General features: G+C 63.3%; 19 protein-coding genes. 10 read left to right on the plus strand and 9 right to left on the minus strand.

Going from position 1 to position 19713, the window contains the following annotated elements; all coding sequences use genetic code 11:
* The first annotated feature begins 89 nt into the window (after positions 1 to 89).
* The 7 genes from hisG (at position 90) to FPB55_RS04710 (ending at position 6497) form a co-directional block, all read left to right on the plus strand.
* Positions 90 to 725, plus strand: a complete 636-nt coding sequence (gene hisG, locus FPB55_RS04680; protein ID WP_009683026.1) for an ATP phosphoribosyltransferase — start codon at positions 90 to 92, stop codon at positions 723 to 725.
* A gap of 134 nt (positions 726 to 859) precedes the next feature.
* On the plus strand, positions 860 to 2185 hold the full coding sequence (gene hisD / locus FPB55_RS04685; RefSeq protein WP_029887545.1) for a histidinol dehydrogenase: 1326 nt from the start codon (positions 860 to 862) through the stop codon (positions 2183 to 2185).
* Between the two features lie 2 nt (positions 2186 to 2187).
* Complete coding sequence (gene hisC / locus FPB55_RS04690) at positions 2188 to 3234, plus strand: histidinol-phosphate transaminase (protein WP_009683023.1); 1047 nt, start codon at positions 2188 to 2190, stop codon at positions 3232 to 3234.
* A 143-nt stretch (positions 3235 to 3377) separates the two neighbouring features.
* On the plus strand, positions 3378 to 4025 hold the full coding sequence (locus FPB55_RS04695; RefSeq protein ID WP_054890008.1) for a FadR/GntR family transcriptional regulator: 648 nt from the start codon (positions 3378 to 3380) through the stop codon (positions 4023 to 4025).
* 13 nt (positions 4026 to 4038) lie between these two features.
* On the plus strand, positions 4039 to 5319 hold the full coding sequence (locus tag FPB55_RS04700; protein WP_054890007.1) for a CynX/NimT family MFS transporter: 1281 nt from the start codon (positions 4039 to 4041) through the stop codon (positions 5317 to 5319).
* Positions 5320 to 5737: 418 nt separating this feature from the next.
* Positions 5738 to 6214 carry a nuclear transport factor 2 family protein gene (locus FPB55_RS04705; protein WP_054890528.1) on the plus strand — a complete coding sequence of 159 codons (477 nt, stop codon included), beginning with the start codon at positions 5738 to 5740 and terminating at the stop codon, positions 6212 to 6214.
* The gene (locus FPB55_RS04710; protein WP_009687047.1) at positions 6207 to 6497 is read left to right on the plus strand and encodes a GIY-YIG nuclease family protein; all 291 of its coding nucleotides are present in this window, start codon (positions 6207 to 6209) and stop codon (positions 6495 to 6497) included. The genes FPB55_RS04705 and FPB55_RS04710 overlap by 8 nt, the downstream gene beginning before the upstream one ends.
* Positions 6498 to 6593: 96 nt before the next feature.
* Here FPB55_RS04710 and yejK read toward each other — a convergent pair whose 3' ends face one another.
* A complete protein-coding gene (yejK, locus tag FPB55_RS04715) occupies positions 6594 to 7601 on the minus strand; it encodes a nucleoid-associated protein YejK (protein ID WP_009687046.1) in 1008 nt (335 codons plus the stop codon).
* 370 nt (positions 7602 to 7971) lie between these two features.
* Here yejK and FPB55_RS04720 point away from each other — a divergent pair, with 370 nt between their 5' ends.
* Positions 7972 to 8253 carry an HU family DNA-binding protein gene (locus tag FPB55_RS04720; protein WP_003255106.1) on the plus strand — a complete coding sequence of 94 codons (282 nt, stop codon included), beginning with the start codon at positions 7972 to 7974 and terminating at the stop codon, positions 8251 to 8253.
* Between the two features lie 50 nt (positions 8254 to 8303).
* Here FPB55_RS04720 and rlmF read toward each other — a convergent pair whose 3' ends face one another.
* From rlmF to FPB55_RS04745, 5 genes are all read right to left on the minus strand, one after another.
* Positions 8304 to 9254 carry a 23S rRNA (adenine(1618)-N(6))-methyltransferase RlmF gene (gene rlmF / locus FPB55_RS04725; RefSeq protein ID WP_115293429.1) on the minus strand — a complete coding sequence of 317 codons (951 nt, stop codon included), beginning with the start codon at positions 9252 to 9254 and terminating at the stop codon, positions 8304 to 8306.
* Between the two features lie 162 nt (positions 9255 to 9416).
* The gene (locus FPB55_RS04730; protein ID WP_009687044.1) at positions 9417 to 12263 is read right to left on the minus strand and encodes a valine--tRNA ligase; all 2847 of its coding nucleotides are present in this window, start codon (positions 12261 to 12263) and stop codon (positions 9417 to 9419) included.
* Positions 12264 to 12447: 184 nt separating this feature from the next.
* Complete coding sequence (locus FPB55_RS04735; RefSeq protein WP_009687043.1) at positions 12448 to 12789, minus strand: hypothetical protein; 342 nt, start codon at positions 12787 to 12789, stop codon at positions 12448 to 12450.
* Positions 12790 to 12794: 5 nt separating this feature from the next.
* Positions 12795 to 13223, minus strand: a complete 429-nt coding sequence (locus tag FPB55_RS04740; RefSeq protein WP_009687042.1) for a DNA polymerase III subunit chi — start codon at positions 13221 to 13223, stop codon at positions 12795 to 12797.
* A 50-nt stretch (positions 13224 to 13273) separates the two neighbouring features.
* Positions 13274 to 14767, minus strand: coding sequence for a leucyl aminopeptidase (locus tag FPB55_RS04745; protein WP_009687041.1), 1494 nt, complete (start codon positions 14765 to 14767; stop codon positions 13274 to 13276).
* A gap of 301 nt (positions 14768 to 15068) precedes the next feature.
* Here FPB55_RS04745 and lptF point away from each other — a divergent pair, with 301 nt between their 5' ends.
* Positions 15069 to 16184 carry an LPS export ABC transporter permease LptF gene (gene lptF, locus FPB55_RS04755; RefSeq protein ID WP_029886778.1) on the plus strand — a complete coding sequence of 372 codons (1116 nt, stop codon included), beginning with the start codon at positions 15069 to 15071 and terminating at the stop codon, positions 16182 to 16184.
* Positions 16177 to 17238, plus strand: a complete 1062-nt coding sequence (lptG, locus tag FPB55_RS04760; RefSeq protein WP_125855419.1) for an LPS export ABC transporter permease LptG — start codon at positions 16177 to 16179, stop codon at positions 17236 to 17238. Before lptF ends, lptG begins: the two co-directional genes overlap by 8 nt.
* 201 nt (positions 17239 to 17439) lie before the next feature.
* Here lptG and FPB55_RS04765 read toward each other — a convergent pair whose 3' ends face one another.
* The 3 genes from FPB55_RS04765 to gcvT form a co-directional block, all read right to left on the minus strand.
* Positions 17440 to 17928: an RDD family protein gene (locus FPB55_RS04765; RefSeq protein ID WP_029886776.1), complete on the minus strand. Its 489-nt coding sequence runs from the start codon at positions 17926 to 17928 to the stop codon at positions 17440 to 17442.
* An 88-nt stretch (positions 17929 to 18016) separates the two neighbouring features.
* A complete protein-coding gene (locus FPB55_RS04770) occupies positions 18017 to 18229 on the minus strand; it encodes a cold-shock protein (protein ID WP_003257941.1) in 213 nt (70 codons plus the stop codon).
* A 359-nt stretch (positions 18230 to 18588) separates the two neighbouring features.
* A complete protein-coding gene (gene gcvT / locus FPB55_RS04775) occupies positions 18589 to 19710 on the minus strand; it encodes a glycine cleavage system aminomethyltransferase GcvT (RefSeq protein ID WP_054890558.1) in 1122 nt (373 codons plus the stop codon).
* Positions 19711 to 19713 lie beyond the last annotated feature (3 nt).

A 19713-nucleotide genomic window follows, 5' to 3' on the forward strand; every position in this document is an offset into this window, starting at 1 on the left:
GCCCTCTGGTGCAAGGACGCACCGTTCGAATTGAAAGCGGCCAGGTCCCTGACCTGGCCAGCAGTAGCCGCTTAAGGACCGACGTTCCAATGTTGACCATCGCGCTTTCCAAAGGCCGTATTCTCGACGATACCTTGCCGTTGCTGGCCGAGGCCGGCATCGTGCCGACCGAGAACCCGGACAAGAGCCGCAAACTGATCATCCCTACCACGCAGGACGACGTACGCCTGCTGATCGTGCGTGCTACCGACGTGCCGACCTATGTCGAGCATGGTGCTGCCGACCTGGGTGTGGCCGGCAAGGACGTGCTGATGGAGTACGGCGGCCAGGGCCTGTACGAGCCACTGGACCTGCAGATTGCCCGCTGCAAGCTGATGACCGCAGGCGTGGTCGGCGCCCCTGAGCCCAAGGGCCGCCTGCGCGTGGCCACCAAGTTCGTCAACGTCGCCAAGCGTTACTACGCCGAACAGGGCCGCCAGGTCGACATCATCAAGCTGTACGGCTCGATGGAGCTGGCACCGCTGATCAACCTCGCCGACAAGATCATCGACGTGGTGGATACCGGCAACACCCTGCGGGCCAATGGCTTGGAGCCCCAGGAAATGATCGCCACGATCAGCTCGCGCCTGGTGGTCAACAAGGCTTCCATGAAGATGCAGCACGCCCGCATCCAGAGCCTTATCGACACGCTGCGCGCGGCGGTCGAATCGCGACACCGCGGTTAATTCCCTACCGATTGCGCGCGGCCGTTGCTGCCGCGCCCATCTATCCGCGTCATAGCCACTTTTCTCGGGTGCCCGCGCGGATGGACTGGTAGCCTAGGGCGCCTGAGCATTCGCTAATCATCGAGGCCCTCGCCATGACCGTGTCCACTGCAATTGCCCGTCTCAACGCTGCTGATCCGGATTTCGCCCGACATCTGGATCATCTGCTGAGCTGGGAAAGTGTGTCCGATGACGCGGTCAACCAGCGCGTGCTGGACATCATCAAGGCCGTGCGCGAGCGTGGCGACGCAGCGCTGGTGGAGTTCACCCAGCGTTTCGATGGCGTTCAGGCCACATCGATCGATGACCTGATCCTCGATCGCGAGCGCCTGGAGCTGGCGCTGACCCGTATCACCCCCGTACAGCGCCAGGCCCTGGAAAAGGCCGCCGAACGTGTGCGCATCTACCATGAGCGGCAGAAGCAGGATTCCTGGCAGTACACCGAAGCCGACGGCACCGTACTGGGGCAGAAGGTTACCCCGCTGGATCGGGCCGGCCTGTATGTGCCCGGTGGCAAGGCCTCGTACCCCTCGTCGGTGCTGATGAATGCCATCCCGGCCAAGGTGGCCGGCGTGGCCGAAGTGGTGATGGTAGTGCCGACCCCGCGCGGTGAGGTCAACGAGCTGGTGCTGGCCGCTGCCTGCATCGCCGGTGTCGACCGCGTGTTCACTGTCGGTGGCGCCCAGGCGGTCGCGGCACTGGCCTATGGCACCGAAAGCGTGCCACAGGTCGACAAGATCGTCGGCCCGGGCAACATCTACGTCGCCACTGCCAAGCGCCATGTATTTGGCCAGGTGGGCATCGACATGATCGCCGGGCCTTCGGAAATCCTGGTGGTGTGCGACGGTCAGACCGACCCGGACTGGATCGCCATGGACCTGTTCTCCCAGGCTGAACACGACGAAGACGCACAGGCCATTCTGGTCAGCCCGGATGCCGCCTTCCTCGACCGTGTCGCTGCCAGTATCGACAAGCTGCTGCCGACCATGGAGCGTGCGCAAATCATCCAGAAGTCGGTCAACGGCCGTGGTGCATTGATCCAGGTAAAAGACATGCAGCAGGCCATGGACGTGGCCAACCGCATTGCCCCCGAGCACCTGGAGCTGTCGGTGGCCGACCCGCAGGCCTGGCTGCCGCACATTCGCCACGCCGGCGCGATCTTCATGGGCCGCCACACCAGCGAAGCACTGGGTGATTACTGCGCCGGCCCCAACCACGTGTTGCCAACCTCCGGCACTGCACGCTTCTCGTCGCCGTTGGGTGTGTACGACTTCCAGAAGCGGTCGTCGATCATCTTCTGCTCCGAGCAAGGCGCGTCCGAACTGGGCCAGACTGCCTCCGTGCTGGCCCGTGGCGAATCGCTGACCGCGCACGCCCGAAGCGCTGAATACCGCATCCTGACCCAACAGAAGGGGAACTGAACATGAGCCGATTCTGGAGCCCCTTCGTCAAGGACCTGGTGCCTTACGTGCCGGGCGAGCAGCCCAAACTGGCGCGGCTGGTCAAGCTGAACACCAACGAGAACCCCTACGGCCCGTCGCCCAAGGCGCTGGAGGCCATGCGCGCGGAGCTGAACGACAACCTGCGCCTGTACCCCGATCCTAACGGTGACCGCCTGAAGCAGGCGGTGGCCGAGTATTACGGCGTTACCCCGGCGCAAGTGTTTGTCGGCAATGGTTCGGACGAGGTGCTGGCGCACATCTTCCACGGCCTGTTCCAGCACGATGCACCGTTGTTGTTCCCCGATATCAGCTACAGCTTCTACCCGGTGTACTGTGGTCTCTACGGCATCGCGTTCGAGCAGGTAGCCCTGGACGAGCAGTTCCAGATCCGTATCGAGGACTACAACAAGCCCAATGCCGGGATCATCTTCCCCAACCCCAACGCGCCTACGGGTTGCCTGATGCCACTGCAGGCGGTAGAGCAACTGCTGCAGGCCAACCGTGACTCGGTGGTGGTGGTGGATGAAGCGTACATCGACTTCGGCGGCGAAACCGCCATCAGCCTGGTCGACCGCTACGACAACCTGTTGGTGACCCAGACCTTGTCCAAATCGCGCTCGTTGGCGGGGCTGCGTGTCGGCTTGGCCGTGGGGCACCCGGACCTGATCGAAGCATTGGAGCGCATCAAGAACAGCTTCAACTCCTACCCGCTGGACCGTGCGGCCATTGTTGGCGCTGCCGCGGCTTTCGAGGACCGAGAGTACTTCGAGCAAACCTGCCGCAAGGTCATCGACAGCCGCGAGGCGTTGGTTGGCCAGCTACAGGCCAAGGGCTTCGAAGTGCTGCCGTCGGCGGCCAACTTCATTTTCGCGCGCCACCCGCAACAGGATGCCGCCGAGTTGGCAGCGCGCTTGCGCGAGCAGGGCGTCATCGTGCGCCACTTCAAGCAGGCACGTATCGCTCAGTTCCTGCGGATCACCATTGGCACGCCGGAGATGAACCAGGCGCTGCTGGATGCCTTGAACTGACCGGGCCCTTTTTAGCGCCTGTCAGACCGAGCGCCGCCCGCGCGGCGCTTGGTGCCTACTCAAAAACAATTCTGTGAAGCGTTGCAGCCTGTTGATTCAGCGCTTATGGTTAGCCCTAATTCGTCCGATGACTGGATGTATCGATGTCGTTATTGATCAAACGCTCCCTCGTCGAGCAGGCCGTTGAGCAACTGCGTGAGCGCATCGCCCAGGGTGACTGGCAGATCGGCCAGCGCCTGCCGACCGAGCCGGAACTGGCCCTGCAACTGGGCATCAGCCGTAACACCGTGCGCGAAGCCATGCGCGTGCTGGCCTTCAGCGGCCTGGTCGAAGTGCGCCAAGGCGACGGCAGCTACCTGCGTACCGCGCAGGACCCGTTGCTGGCGATGCAGGCCATGGCCCGCTGTACCGCCGAGCAGGCCCGTGAAACCCGCCACATTCTCGAGGCGGAGGCGATTGGCCTGGCCGCGCTGCGGCGCACCGATGCAGACCTGCAAGGGCTGCGCGAAGCGCTGGCCGGCAGCGCCGGGCATTTTCATGGTGATGTCGATCACTACATAAGGTGCGACCTGGTGTTTCACCAGCGGCTGGTCGATGCCGCCCACAACCCCGCCCTCAGCGAGCTTTACCGCTATTTCTCCGGCGTGGTCGCGGCGGCGCTGCAGCACAGCATGGCGACCGTGCCGCGCTGCCAGGCCACGTTCGATCTGCATGGGCAGATCCTCGACGCCATCGAACAGCGTGATGCGGACCGGGCCAAGCACCTGAGCCGCACCCTTATCGAATCCTGACCCCGAGAACACCATGGCTGAATCCCTACCCCGCAACACCCCACCGCACGCACGCGACCTCGATGAGCTGCTGATCGACGCCGAGGCCGACGACGAGCAAGTCCAGCAGCAGCCGGTGCAATTGCGTCGGCCGTGGCTGCTGTTGCTCGGCCTGGTGCTGGTGGCGCTGAACCTGCGCCCGGCGCTGTCGAGCATGGCGCCCGTGTTGGGCCAGGTGTCCGAAGGCCTGGGGCTGAACGCTTCGCAAGCTGGTTTGCTGACCACCTTGCCGGTGTTGTGCCTTGGGCTGTTTGCGCCGCTGGCACCGATGCTGGCAAGGCGCTTTGGCAGTGAGCGGGTGATCGTCGGCATTCTGCTCACCCTGGCTTTGGGTATTGTCGTGCGCAGCAGTTTGGGCGTGGCGGGGGTGTTTCTGGGCAGCCTGATGGCTGGCGCCAGCATCGGCATCATCGGGGTGTTGTTGCCCGGTATCGTCAAGCGCGACTTCCCCCAGCACGCAGGCACGCTGACCGGGGTGTACACCATGGCCTTGTGCCTGGGCGCGGCCATGGCGGCGGGTGCCACCGTGCCCTTGGCCGGCCATTTCGGTGGCAGCTGGGCGTTGGGCCTGGGCTTCTGGGTGCTCCCGGCGCTGCTGGCCATGCTGGTCTGGCTGCCACAAGCCCGCCAGGGGCACGGCCTGCACAAGGTGGCATACCGCGTACGTGGCCTCTGGCGTGATCCGTTGGCCTGGCAGGTGACCCTGTATATGGGGCTGCAGTCGTCGCTGGCCTACATCGTGTTTGGCTGGCTGCCGTCGATCCTGATCGGTCGTGGCCTGAGCCCGACCCAGGCCGGCCTGGTACTTTCCGGATCGGTCATCGTGCAGTTGCTGAGTTCGCTGAGCGCGCCGTGGCTGGCCACTCGCGGCAAGGACCAGCGGCTGGCAATCGTGGTGGTCATGCTGACCACTCTGGCGGGCCTGTTCGGTTGCCTGTATGCCCCGCTTTCCGGGCTGTGGGGCTGGGCCGTGGTGCTGGGCCTGGGGCAGGGTGGTACATTTGCCCTGGCGCTGACCTTGATCGTGTTGCGCTCGAAGGATGCCCACGTGGCGGCCAACCTGTCGAGCATGGCCCAAGGCGTGGGTTATACCCTGGCGTCCATGGGGCCGTTCGCGGTGGGGTTGGTGCATGACCTGACGGGCGGCTGGGCGGCCGTGGGCTGGATCTTCGCTGTGCTTGGCGTCGGCGCCATCGTCTTCGGGTTGGGGGCCGGGCGGGCTTTGCATGTGCAGGTGACCAGCGAAAAAGTCTGAATCTGTGCTGGGCAGCACCGGCCCTGTCGCCGGCAAGCCAGCTCCCACAGGGATCGCGTCAGGGCTGATAGGTGTTTGTCACAAGATATGCAGCGCCTGTGAGATCGAGCGCCGCCCGCGCGGCGCATCGCGAGCTGCGCTCGCTCCTACGTTTGTTTCGGGCCAATTATTCCTGTGGGATTCGCGCGCGAACGCCTTGGTGCATGCCTCAATATCGCGCCGTACAAACAAGGCGGCCGCGCGCGCCTGTCACAGGCGTTACTGGCCCGAAACAAACGTAGGAGCGAGCGCAGCTCGCGATTGCGCCGCGCGGGCGGCGCTCGATCTCACAGGCGCTGAAGATGCTGCGGCGGAAGCTGGCATAAGCAACCGGGTCAGATTATCGTGCTGCTTTCGACCCCAGGATGGACCAGCCCCCATGAGTGACGCCCACCGCGATTTGATTACGCGCTTCTACCAGGCCTTCCAGCGCCTGGACGCCGAGGCAATGATCGCCTGCTACAGCGACGATATCGTTTTCAGCGATCCGGTTTTCGGTACGCTGCGTGGCAAGGACGCGGGCGACATGTGGCGCATGCTGACCACGCGCGCCAAAGACTTCACCCTCACCTTCGACAGCGTACGCGCCGACGAGCGCAGCGGTGCCGCACACTGGGTGGCGACCTACCTGTTCAGCCAGACGGGGCGGGTGGTGGTCAATGATATCCAGGCACGCTTCATCATCCGCGATGGCTTGATCTGCCAGCACGACGATACGTTCGACCTGTGGCGCTGGTCGCGGCAGGCGTTGGGCATGCCAGGGGTATTGCTGGGTTGGTCGCCGCTGGTGCAGAACAAGGTTCGCGCACAGGCCTTCAAGGGGTTGCGCGCGTTCCAGCAGGCCCAGGGTGTGTGAAGCTGCCCCTGCAGGCGTTGGCAAGCCTTGGTATGTCTACCTGGTCAGGGCGGCCAACGGTTCGTTGTATTGCGGGGTCAGCGATGACCCGCAGCGGCGTTTTCTGGCCCATCAGAAAGGGCGGGGGGCACGGTACTTCAAGACCAGCCCGGCACAGGCGCTGGTGTATGTCGAGCAATGGCCGGACAAGGGCGAGGCATTGCGCCAGGAGCGGTTGGTGAAACGGCTGCGCAAGTCGGCGAAAGAGGCTTTGGTGGCGGCTTATCTGGTGGGTTCGGCTTGAGGGTGCCGGGGTCGCTTTGCGGCCCATCGCGACGCAAGGCCGCGCCTACAGGAGGTCGCGATGCGTGCAGGAGCAGGTCGCCCGGCCCATGGGCCGTCAGTCCTTGCGTCGCTTCAGCTGGTCCACCAGGGTGGTCGGCAGCCCCTTGATGATCAGGGTGCCGGCGGCCTCGTCATACTCCACCTTGTCGCCCAGCAGGTGCGCCTCGAAGCTGATCGACAGACCTTCGGCACGCCCGGTAAAGCGACGGAACTGGTTGAGGGTGCGTTTATCCGCCGGAATCTCCGGCGACAAGCCGTAGTCCTTGTTGCGGATATGGTCGTAAAACGCCTTGGGCCGGTCTTCGTCGATCAGGCTGGACAGCTCTTCCAGCGTCACCGGTTCACCCAGTTTGGTCTGGGTAGTGGCGTACTCGACCAGCGTCTGGGTCTTTTCGCGGGCGGATGCTTCCGGCAAGTCTTCGCTCTCGACGAAGTCGCTGAAAGCCTTGAGCAGGGTGCGGGTTTCACCCGGGCCGTCGACACCTTCCTGGCAGCCAATGAAATCGCGGAAATAGTCCGAGACTTTCTTGCCGTTCTTGCCCTTGATGAACGAGATGTACTGCTTGGAGTTCTGGTTGTTCTTCCACTCGGACAGGTTGATGCGCGCCGCCAGGTGCAACTGGCCAAGGTCAAGGTGACGGGATGGGGTGACGTCGAGTTCGGCATTCACCGCCACGCCTTCACTGTGGTGCAGCAGGGCGATGGCCAGGTATTCGGTCATGCCCTGTTGGTAATGGGCAAACAGCACGTGACCGCCGGTGGACAGGTTGGACTCCTCCATCAGCTTCTGCAGGTGTTCCACGGCCTGGCGGCTGAAGGCGGTAAAGTCTGTGTCGCCTTCCAGGTACTGCTTCAGCCAGCCGCTGAGCGGGTAGGCCCCCGACTCGCCGTGGAAGAAGCCCCAGGCCTTGCCTTGCTTGGCGTTGTAGCTGTCGTTCAGGTCTGCCAGCAGGTTTTCGATGGCGTCGGAAGCCGCCAGTTCGCTATCGCGGGCGTGCAGCACGGCGGGGCTGCCATCAGGCTTCTTGTCGATCAGGTGAACGATGCAATGACGGATAGGCATGAAATTCTCGGCGGGCTGCAAAAGTCGCCAAGTTTAACCCAGACACCCAGTGGTGCAGTGGCCGGATGTTGGCCGAAATGCCGGTTGTTCGTTTTTTGTTCATTTTTGTACGTTTTAAGCCAAAACCCCTGAAAAACCTGCATTTAATCGAAGTGCGCTGCGGATATTTATCCACTCCTGTGGTAGCTTTGCGCGGTCTTGCGCCCCACGCGTGGCGCATTGCTGGCAGCGCGCTGCCGTCGTGTCGAACCAAACGCCGATTTAAGTATCTACATACCCAATTGGCGCGGCCCTCCACTACAAGGGGCTGGCCCGATAACGTCGTCGTTCGCTGCATAACCATCGAATTTGATAGGGAAGGAACACCACCATGGCATTGACCAAAGACCAACTGATTGCCGACATCGCCGAGTCGATCGCCGCGCCGAAAGCCACCGCCAAGAACGCACTGGAGCAACTGGGCCAGATCGTTGCTGACCAGCTGGAAAACGGCGCTGAAATCACCCTGCCAGGTATCGGCAAGCTGAAAGTCTCGGAGCGTCCTGCCCGCACTGGCCGCAACCCTTCGACTGGCGCTGCCATCGAAATCGCTGCCAAGAAAGTCGTCAAGTTCGTGCCAGCCAAAGTGCTGACCGACGCTATCAACAAGTAATTGTTGCTGCTTTGACGAAACCGCGCCCGGCTTGCCCGGGCGCGGTTTTTTCATGCCTGTGATCGGCCCTGGGCGTACCAGCCCTGGCGTGCCGCTTCGTCGTGGAAGCTCCAGGCAACCATGCGGCTCTGCTTCTGGCCCTGGCCCATTTCGACGACACGTACGGCCTTGGCACCGGCCTTCTTCAGTGCAGCCTCTATGCCCGGCAGGTTGCTGGCCTTTGACACCAGGCTGGTGAACCACAACACGCTTCCGGCGTACTGCACGCTTTCGCTCACCAGTTGGGTGACAAAGCGGATTTCGCCACCCTCGCACCACAATTCATTGTTCTGGCCACCAAAGTTCAGCAGCGGCAGCTTGCGTTTGGGGTCCTGCTTGCCCAGGTTTTTCCACTTGCGTTGGCTACCGCGGGTGGCTTCGTCGCGGGAGGCGTGGAAGGGTGGGTTGCACAGGGTCAGGTCGAAACGCTCCTCTGGCTGCAACAGACCGCTGAGGATATGGCCCCGGTTCGCCTGCTGGCGCAGGGCAATGGCCTTGCCCAGGCCGTTGGCCTGGACGATGGCCTTGGCCGAGGCCAGCGCTACCGGGTCGATATCCGAGCCGAGAAAGCGCCAGCGGTAGTCGCTGTGGCCCAGCAGCGGGTAAATGCAGTTGGCACCCACGCCGATGTCCAGCGCGCGTACCTGGGCGCCCTTGGGAATTTCCCCCGCGTTGTCCGTGGCCAGCAAGTCCGCGGCTACGTGGATGTAGTCGGCGCGGCCGGGAATGGGCGGGCACAGGTAGTCGGCGGGGATATCCCAGTGCTGGATGCCGTATTGGGCCTTGAGCAGGGCACGGTTGAATACCCTTACGGCTTCGGGGTTGGCGAAGTCGATGCTGGGTTTGCCGTGGGGGTTGGTAATGGTAAAGCGGGCCAGGTCAGGGTGGGCCTTGATCAGGCTGGGGAAGTCGTAGCGCCCCTGGTGCCGGTTGCGCGGGTGCAGGGTAGGTTTGTCGGTCATGGCGGGGTCCGGTGTTGCAGGCCTTGGGGCTGCTGTGCAGCCCTATCGCGACACAAGGCCGCCCCTAAAGGATAGCGGCGCCTGTGAAACCGGCACCGTCCTGTAGGGGCGGCCTTGTGTCGCGAAAGGGCCGCACAGCGGCCCCAGCGGTCTATCAGGTTGTCACAGCGCTGCAATGCGCGCGTGCTGCTCGGTGAAGTTGGCCAGGGCCTGTTCGGACTCGGCCAGCTTGGCGCGCTCCTTCTCGATCACCGCAGGCGGGGCCTTGTCGACGAAGGCAGCGTTGGACAGCTTGCCACCCACGCGTGCCACTTCGCCCTGCAGGCGCTGAATTTCCTTGTTCAGGCGCGCCAGCTCGGCATCCTTGTCGATCAGCCCGGCCATCGGTACCAGCACTTGCAGGTCACCCACCAGCGCAGTAGCCGACAGCGGTGCCTCTTCGGCATCGCTCAGCACGGTGAACGATTCGACCTTGGCCAGCTTCTTCAGCAAGGCTTCGTTCTCTTGCAGGCGGCGCTGGTCGTCGGCGTTGGCGTTCTTCAGGAACAGTGGCAGCGGCTTGCCCGGGCCAATGTTCATTTCGGCGCGGATGTTGCGCAGGCCGACCATCAGCTCTTTCAGCCATTCGATATCACCTTCGGCGGCAGCATCGATGCGGCTTTCATTGGCCACCGGCCATGGCTGCAGCATGATGGTCTTGCCTTCGATACCGGCCAGCGGTGCGATGCGCTGCCAGATTTCCTCGGTGATGAACGGCATGAACGGGTGTGCCAGGCGCAGCGCCACTTCCAGCACGCGCACCAGGGTGCGGCGGGTGCCGCGGGCGCGCTCGACCGGGGCATTTTCGTCCCACAGCACAGGCTTGGACAGCTCCAGGTACCAGTCGCAGTACTGGTTCCAGATGAACTCGTACAGCGCCTGGCTGGCCAGGTCGAAGCGGAACTGCTCCAGCTGGCGGGTCACTTCGGCTTCGGTGCGCTGCAGCTGCGAGATGATCCAGCGGTCAGCCAGGGACAGCTCATAGGCCTCGCCGTTCTGGCCACAATCCTCGCCCTTGTCCAGCACGTAGCGGGCAGCGTTCCAGATCTTGTTGCAGAAGTTGCGATAGCCTTCGACGCGGCCCATGTCGAATTTGATGTCGCGGCCTGTGGACGCCAGCGAGCAGAAGGTGAAGCGCAAGGCGTCGGTGCCGTAGCTGGCGATGCCTTCGGGGAATTCGGCCTTGGTCTGCTTGGCGATTTTCTCGGCCAGCTTGGGCTGCATCATGCCGCTGGTGCGTTTTTCCAGCAGGGCGTCGAGGGTGATGCCGTCGACGATGTCCAGCGGGTCCAGCACGTTGCCCTTGGACTTGGACATCTTCTGGCCCTGGCCATCACGCACCAGGCCGTGCACGTATACGGTCTTGAATGGAACCTGCGGGGTGCCGTCCTCGTTCTTGATCAGGTGCATGGTCAGCATGATCATGCGCGCAACCCAGAAGAAGATGATGTCGAAGCCCGTCACCAGTACGTCGGTGGAGTGGAACTTCTTGAGGAATTCGGTCTGCTCCGGCCAGCCCAGGGTAGAGAAGGTCCACAGGCCCGAGCTGAACCAGGTGTCGAGCACGTCGTCGTCCTGGCGCAGCACCACGTCGGCGCCCAGTTGGTGCTTGGCGCGCACTTCCTGTTCGTTGCGGCCAACGTAGACCTGGCCGGCCTCGTCGTACCACGCCGGAATGCGGTGGCCCCACCACAGCTGGCGGCTGATGCACCAGTCCTGGATGTCGCGCATCCACGAGAAGTACATGTTCTCGTACTGCTTGGGCACGAACTGGATGCGGCCGTCTTCCACGGCAGCAATGGCAGGCTCTGCCAGCGGCTTGGTGGACACGTACCACTGGTCGGTCAGCCAGGGCTCGATCACGGTACCGGAACGGTCGCCTTTCGGCACTTTCAGGGCGTGGTCGTCGATGCTGACCAGCAGGCCCTGGGCGTCCAGGTCGGCCACGATCTGTTTGCGCGCCACGAAGCGGTCGAGGTTGGCGTACTGCGCCGGCAACTGGGTGTCGACCTGCTCGTTGACGCTGCCGTCGAGGTTGAAGGCCTGGGCGTTGGCCAGTACGACGGCATTCTTGTCGAAGATGTTCAGCAGCGGCAGGTTGTGCCGCTTGCCGACTTCATAGTCGTTGAAGTCGTGGGCCGGGGTGATCTTCACGCAGCCGGTGCCGAACGCCGGGTCGCAGTAGTCGTCGGCGATGATCGGAATGCGGCGGCCCACCAGCGGCAGCTCGACGTACTTGCCGATCAGTGCCTGGTAGCGTTCGTCATTCGGGTTGACCGCCACGGCGGCGTCGCCCAGCAGGGTTTCCGGGCGGGTAGTGGCAACCACCAGGTAACCCTCGCCTTCGGCGGTCTTGGCGCCATCGGCCAGCGGGTAGCGCAGGTTCCACAGGTGGCCTTTTTCGTCGTGGTTTTCCACTTCGAGGTCGGAGATGGCCGTGTGCAGCTTGGTGTCCCAGTTGACCAGGCGCTTGCCGCGGTAGATCAGGCCATCTTCGTGCAGGCGCACGAAGGCTTCCTTGACCGCTTCGGACAGGCCGTCGTCCATGGTGAAGCGCTCGCGGCTCCAGTCGACCGACGAGCCCAGGCGGCGGATTTGCCGGCTGATATTGCCGCCGGACTGATCCTTCCATTCCCAGACCTTCTCCAGGAACTTCTCGCGGCCCAGATCATGCCGGTTCTGGCCCTTGGCCTCGAGTTGGCGCTCGACCAGCATCTGAGTGGCGATACCGGCGTGGTCGGTGCCTGGCTGCCACAGGGTGTCGCGGCCTTGCATGCGGCGGAAACGGATCAGGGCATCCATGATCGCGTTGTTGAAACCGTGGCCCATGTGCAGGCTGCCGGTGACGTTCGGCGGCGGGATCATGATGGTGTAGGACTCGCCTGCACCTTGTGGAGCGAAATAGTTCTCGGACTCCCAGGTGTTGTACCAGGAAGTTTCGATGGCGTGCGGCTGGTAGGTCTTATCCATGCGCGGCGGGACCCTGTGCATTTATTCGGGAAAGCCGGGAAGTATAACCAAGCTGGGGGCCGCAGGCGACAAGCTGCTGACAACTGTCGGAACTGTGTTGCCTGCTGCAACAAGCCCACCACAGGCGTTGAGGTCCCTGTAGGAGCGGGCATGCCCGCGAAGCAGGCAACACCGATGTGCGGTTTTACTCGGAACGCTTGATCAACCGCTCGATGCGCGCATCCAGCCGGCGCTTGATTTCATTCTCTATATGCGGGGTAAAGTCGTTGATCACGTCCTGCATGATCATCTGCGCCGCGGCGCGCAGCTCACTCTCCAGGTGCAGCAGGGTGTCCTGGCGGCGCGTCTGCGGGTCTTCCTCGGGCGCAGCTGCTTCGGTAACCGGCGCGTCCGGCAACAACGGAAGTTGCTCGACCGTTTCGGTCAGCAGGGGGGGTTGCAGGTCGGCATCGCCGAGCAACTGGCGGATCGACTCAAGGTCGTCGAGCAGGTGAGCCGAGTCGGGCAGGGGGGAGTGCTTGTCCATCGTCGTCAAAGTCGCTGTAAGCGGTGGTCTTGCAGAGCATAGCCCTGTTCACGGTAGAAACGGAATCGCTCTCGCGCCGATTGGCGAATGTCGGGCGCCTCGACGACGATTTCTGCCACCCGCTCGAACTGGCCGACAAAGCCCGGCACGCTGGCGCCCAGGTTGATCAGCAGGTCGTGATGGTCACCGGCGTGTTCCGCCAGGCCCAGGGCCACGCCGGCGTCGGCATGCACCTCGGCCAGGTCGTGGGGCACGAAGGCTTCGCCCTTGAAGCGCCACAGGCGCAGGTCCAGTTCGTCGCGTTGCTCGGCATCCTGGCAATGCAGGTAGACCCGGTGGCCAAGGCGCCAGGCCTTTTCACACAGTTTGCAGGCGAAATCGAGCCGCGCCGACAGCGAGTCGGTAGGCAGAATATAGAAGTCGACTTTGCTCATGGTCGGTATGGCCGGCCGGTGGCGCGCCAGGCACCACCGGCGTCATGGCCTCAGGCGCCAGCGCGGTCCAGCAGGTACTGGGTCAGCAGCGGCACCGGGCGACCCGTGGCGCCCTTGTCCTTGCCGCCGCTGACCCACGCCGTACCGGCGATGTCCATGTGCGCCCAGTTGTAGGCCTTGGCGAAACGCGACAGGAAGCAGCCTGCGGTGATGGTGCCGGCCTTCGGCCCACCGATGTTGCCCATGTCGGCGAACGGGCTGTCCAGTTGTTCCTGGTACTCGTCGAACAGCGGCAGTTGCCAGGCGCGGTCGTCTGCGCGCTTGCCGGCGTCGAGCAATTGCCCGACCAGGTCGTCGTTGTTGCCCATCAGGCCGGAGGTGTGGCTGCCCAGGGCGACGATGCAGGCGCCTGTCAGGGTAGCGACGTCGATCACCGCCTGTGGCTTGAAACGCTCGGCGTAGGTCAGGGTATCGCACAGCACCAGGCGGCCTTCGGCGTCGGTGTTGAGGATTTCCACGGTCTGGCCGCTCATGGTGGTGACGATGTCACCCGGGCGGGTGGCGCCGCCACTTGGCATGTTCTCGGCGCAGGCCAGCAGGCAGACCAGGTTGATGGGCAGTTGCAGTTCCAGCACCGCACGCAGGGTGCCCATGACGCTGGCGGCACCGCACATGTCGTACTTCATTTCGTCCATGCCGGCGCCGGGTTTCAGGCTGATGCCGCCGGTGTCGAAGGTGATGCCTTTACCTACCAGCACGAAGGGCTTGTCGGCCTTCTTGCCGCCCTGGTAGTTGAGCACGATCAGGCGTGGCGGCTGGTCGCTGCCCTGGCCCACGGCGTAGAAGGCGCCCATGCCCAGGTCCTTGATTTTCTTCTCGTCGAGCACTTCGACCTTCAGTGCCTTGTGCGCCTTGCCCAGGTCCTTGGCCTGCTCGGCAAGGAAGCTCGGGTGGCACAGGTTAGGTGGCAGATTGCCCAGGTCGCGGGTGAACGCCATGCCGGTGGCGATGGCGCTGGCGTGCTTCACCGCGCGCTCGACGTCGGCCTGGCCGGCCTTGTCTGCCAGCAGGGTGACTTTTTTCAGTGCGCGCGGCTCGACCTTCTGGCTCTTGAAGCGGTCGAACACGTATTCGCCGTCCTGCAGGGTTTCGGCCAGCAGGCGGTACTTGCCGTAATGGGCATCGCGGTTGCTGACGGCGATATCGTCCAGGGCCAGCACGGCATCGGCGCCGTTGAGCCCCTTGAGCACACCGGCGACGCTGGCGACCAGCTTGCGCCAGGCGCGGTCGCCCAGGGCTTCGTCCTTGCCACTGCCGACCAGCAGGACGCGTTCGGCCTTGAGGCCCGGGAGGTTGTGCAGCAGCAAGGTCTGGCCCGGTTTGCCGGCCAGGTCACCGCGCTTGAGTACCGCGCTGATGGCACCCTCGGTGGCCTGGTCGACGGCCTTGGCCACCGCGCCAAGTTTGCGATTTTCACCGACTGCAATGACCAGGGTGGCGGTTTTTACCGATGCAGCAGCTACGCTTTTTACAACCAGTTCCATGTCAGGGTCCCCGAATGATCGATACAAATGGCGCTGTACATTGCAGCGCTCTGGACGGGCCTGGCCGCGTCGTCGCGCGCCAGCGGAAAAGCTGCCAGTTTGAGCCTGCGGCCCGCGTGCTGACAACCCCGTTATGCGCCTTCACGCGCCGCCAAGTGACAGGCGCAGCCAATCACAGGATAATGCGCGCACTTTACATGGAGGTTCGCCTTTGGCGAACCGGCATTGGTCTTGGATGTACTAAGTCATTGTTTGGCGCCATTGCATGGCAGTCCGCCCTGACAACCCAGGAGTGTCTGGTTTGATCGTCTTTCGTTATCTGTCCCGCGAGGTCCTGGTGACCTTGAGCGCCGTCAGCGCCGTGCTGCTGGTGATCATCATGAGTGGGCGCTTCATCAAGTACCTGGCCCAGGCCGCCCAAGGCGTGCTCGACCCGGGCGTATTGTTCCTGATCATGGGCTTCCGCCTGCCGGGTTTCCTGCAGCTGATCCTGCCCTTGGGGCTGTTCCTCGGCATTCTGCTGGCGTACGGCCGCCTGTACCTGGAAAGCGAAATGACTGTGCTCTCGGCCACTGGCATGAGCCAGCAGCGCCTGCTGGGCATGACCATGGCGCCGGCCGCACTGGTGGCGCTGCTGGTGGCCTGGCTGAGCCTGAGCCTGGCGCCACTGGGCGTGGCCCAGGTGCAGCAGATCATCGCCCAGCAGGACACCCTGACCGAGTTCGACACCTTGGTGCCAGGCCGTTTCCAGATGCTGCGTGACGGCTCGCGGGTCACCTACACCGAGCAACTGTCGGACGACCGCGTCAAGCTCGGTGGCGTGTTCATCTCCGAGAAACGCTTCAATCAGGACAAGACCAAGGACCGTGCGCCGTCGGTGCTGGTGGCGGAAAAGGGCCACCAGGAGATCCAGGCCGATGGCAACCGTTACCTGGTGCTGGAAAACGGCTACCGCTACGACGGTAACCCCGGCCAGGCCGACTACCGGGCCATCAAGTACGACACCTATGGCGTGTTGCTGCCCAAGCCGGAAGTGGCCGAGGAAGTGACCGAGCGCGAGGCCATTCCGACCCTCGACCTGTTCGGCAAGACCGACCTGCGCGAACGCGCCGAACTGCAATGGCGGCTGTCATTGCCGATCCTGGTCTTCGTGGTGACCCTGCTGGCGGTGCCGCTGTCGCGGGTCAACCCGCGCCAGGGCCGCTTCCTCAAGTTGCTGCCGGCGATTCTTCTGTACATGGCCTACCTGACAATGCTGATTTCCGTACGTGGCGCCCTGGAGAAGGGCAAGTTGCCGATTGCCTTGGGCATGTGGTGGGTGCACGGGCTGTTCCTGCTCATCGGCCTTGGCCTGATGTACTGGGAGCCATTGCGCCTCAAGCGTGCCGCCCGCCGTGCGGAGGTGGCCCATGGCTAAGCTCGACCGCTACATCGGCCAGAGCGTGCTGCTGGCCATCCTGGCAGTGCTGGGGATCATCCTCGGCCTGGCCTCGTTGTTCGCGTTCATCGATGAGATGGGCGACCTGAGCGACACCTACACGGTGATGCAAGCCGGTTACTACGTCTTGCTCACCGCGCCACGGCGGCTGTACGAAATGCTGCCCATGGCTGCGCTGATCGGCTGCCTGATTGGCCTGGGCAGCCTGGCCAGCAGCAGCGAACTGACCATCATGCGTGCGGCCGGTGTGTCCATCGGGCGTATCGTCTGGGCGGTGATGAAGCCCATGCTGGTGCTGATGCTGGTCGGCCTGCTGATTGGCGAATACGTGGCGCCGGTCACCGAGAACAAGGCCCAGGCTGACCGCTCGCTGGCCCAGGGTGGGGGCGAGGCGCAGAGCTCCAAGCGTGGCATGTGGCATCGCCAGGGCGAGGAGTTCGTGCACATCAACGCCGTACAGCCCAACGGCCTGTTGCTCGGCGTGACCCGCTACCGCTTCGACAGCGAGCGCAAGATCCAGACGTCGAGCTTTGCCCGGCGTGCCCAGTACACCGACGATCACTGGTTGCTCAGCGACGTCAGCACGACCTTCTTCCGCGGGGACCACACCGAGGTGGTGAAGGCCCCCACCGAGCGCTGGGAGGTGTCGCTGACCCCGCAACTGCTGAACACCGTGATCCTGGCGCCGGAGTCGCTGTCGATCACCGGCCTGTGGGACTACATCCACTACCTGTCCGACCAGGGCCTGAACAACGCCCGTTACTGGCTGGCGTTCTGGACCAAGGTCCTGCAGCCGATGGTGACTGCGGCACTGGTGTTGATGGCCATTTCATTCATCTTCGGCCCGCTGCGCTCGGTGACCTTGGGCCAGCGGGTGTTCACCGGCGTGCTGGTGGGCTTCGTATTCCGCATCGGCCAGGACCTGCTCGGGCCTTCGAGCCAGGTGTTCGGCTTCCCGCCCTTGCTGGCGGTGGTCATCCCGGCGGGCATTTGTGCCCTGGCCGGTGTGTGGTTGCTGCGCCGGGCGGGGTAATGGCTTGAGCTGGAGATAATGCTTGTCTGTTAAGCGTTACTGGGGCTGCTTTGCAGCCCTTCGCGGGCACGCCCGCTCCCACAGGTTTGGCGCTGCGCGATCCCCTGTGGGAGCGGGCGTGCCCGCGAAGGGTCGCAAAGCGACCCCAAATTACTTAACTGACAGGCACTAACCCTAGGTCGGCTTTTTCATTGGGGCTTTCTATTTCTTCTGTTTCGGCACACGCACCAGCTGGCTCTCGGAATAGATGTCATGCCAGCCCCGCTTGCGTTTGTCGATCAGCGCCCAGAAGAAGCCCAGCCCCAGACACAACCACGACGCGATCGACACCACAAAGCGCAGCAGTGCCTGCCACAGGCTGATCGCCGAACCATCTGCGTTCTGTACCCGCACGCCCCACACCTGCATGCCCAGCGTCTGCCCGCCGTGGGTCCAGAACTTGGCGAAAAAGCCGAACAAGGCGAACAGCAGCACCGTGGACAGCAACGGGTCGCCGTCCAGTGCGCCTGCCTCGGTCAGCTCGCGCATGCGGGCTTCGCCAATGATCGCCATCTGGATCATCTTGTAGGCCCCAGCGGTCACGATCAGCAGCGCGGTGCACAACAGGAAGTCGTAGAACATCGCCGCCAGGCGTCGGCCCAGGCCGACCGGCGGAAAATCACCCTGGGGTGTGAGCAAAGGCTTGGACATGCAAAACGGCTCCAGAAGATGAAGCCGCTATTCTACGGGCAAAAAAAAGCCCCTGCACTTGGCAGGGGCTTTTGCAGTCGGGTTCGGCTTAGCCTGCAACCTGGACTTTGTCCGCTTGCATGCCTTTCTGGCCCTGCACGGCCTCGAAAGTGACCTTTTGGCCTTCTTTCAGGCTCTTGAAGCCGTTGCCTTCGATTGCGCGGAAGTGCACGAACAGATCCGGACCGCTTTCTGGGGTGATGAAACCGTAACCTTTTTCGTCATTGAACCACTTGACGGTACCGTTCTGACGTTCAGCCATTGTCTTATTTCCTATGGAGCTCGAATTTTGATGACAGTTACTTTCGCACGTTGTGTAAGCGAAAGATTACTGGGCTGGGTTGCAGGAAAGTAAGAGACGTCGAACGGGTTGTAGCAACGCTTGGCTACTGGCCCAGGTCACGAACTATTGCGACCCATGCAAACACAGTGGAATGACTCTACGCCAACTCCCGAGCGAAAAACAAGCCCTCGGCCATGCAGAAAAACGGGCCTTTTTTCACGCACCGATCACCGTCGTGCAAACGGCATGGTGGCTGGCCTGGCGCCATGTTCAAAAGTTACCGGGCAGGTTTCGGAAACGAATATGTCACGCCTGCCCGCCACCTTCACAATGCCGATTCACCCACGGTAGTAACGTTGCGCCACGAAAGGCATTTTGCTGACTTTCAAGGCCACCTTCTTGCCACGCACCACGGCAAATAGCGCGGTGTCGATCGCCGCATGTTCACTATCGATATAACCCATTGCAACGGGCGCCCCAAGTGTTGGGCCAAAACCGCCGCTGCACACTTTGCCGACCAGTTTATCGTTGGCATCGACAATGTCCGCGCCTTCGCGTACAGGCGTGCGCTCTTGCGGCAACAGGCCGACGCGTTTGCGTGCCACACCGTCGCGCTGCTGGGTGAAGATGGCCTCGGCGCCCGGGAACCCACCCGCGCGCTGGCCGTCGGCGCGGCGCACCTTGGAAATCGCCCACAGCAAGCTGGCCTCGACCGGGGTGGTTTCGCCGTTCATGTCGTGGCCATACAGGCACAGGCCGGCTTCCAGGCGCAGCGAATCACGGGCACCCAGCCCGATCGGCTGTACTTCCGGTTCGGCCAGCAGGCGGCGGGCCAAGGCTTCGGCGGCGCCGGCCGGCACCGAGATCTCGTAGCCATCTTCGCCGGTGTAGCCCGAGCGGCTGACGAAGCAGTCTTCGCCCAGCAGTTTTACCCCCCGCAACTGCATGAAGGTCATGTTGGCCACTTCCGGCGCCAGGCGCGCGAGTACACGCGCTGCCGCCGGGCCCTGCAGGGCCAGCAGCGCACGCGCCTCGAACAGCGGCTGCACGTCGCAGGCGTTGCCGATCTGCGCTTGCAGGTGAGCCAGGTCCTGCGCCTTGCAGGCCGCGTTGACTACCAGGAACAGCTTGTCGTCGCCCAGGTTGGCGACCATCAGGTCGTCAAGAATGCCGCCTTGCGCATCGGTGAACATGGCATAGCGCTGCATGCCCACCGGCAGGTCGATGATGTCTACCGGCACCAGGCTTTCAAGGGCTTTGGCAGCGTTGGCACCGTGCAGGATGATCTGGCCCATGTGTGACACATCGAACAGGCCGGCCTGTTCACGGGTATGCAGGTGCTCCTTGAGGACGCCCAGCGGGTACTGCACCGGCATGTCATAGCCCGCGAACGGCACCATGCGCGCCCCCAGCTCCAGGTGCAAGGCATGCAGTGGGGTCTTGAGCAGTGTTTCGGACATCGG

The organism is Pseudomonas sp. BJP69 (genome assembly GCF_007633355.1).
Classification (GTDB): domain Bacteria; phylum Pseudomonadota; class Gammaproteobacteria; order Pseudomonadales; family Pseudomonadaceae; genus Aquipseudomonas; species Aquipseudomonas juntendi.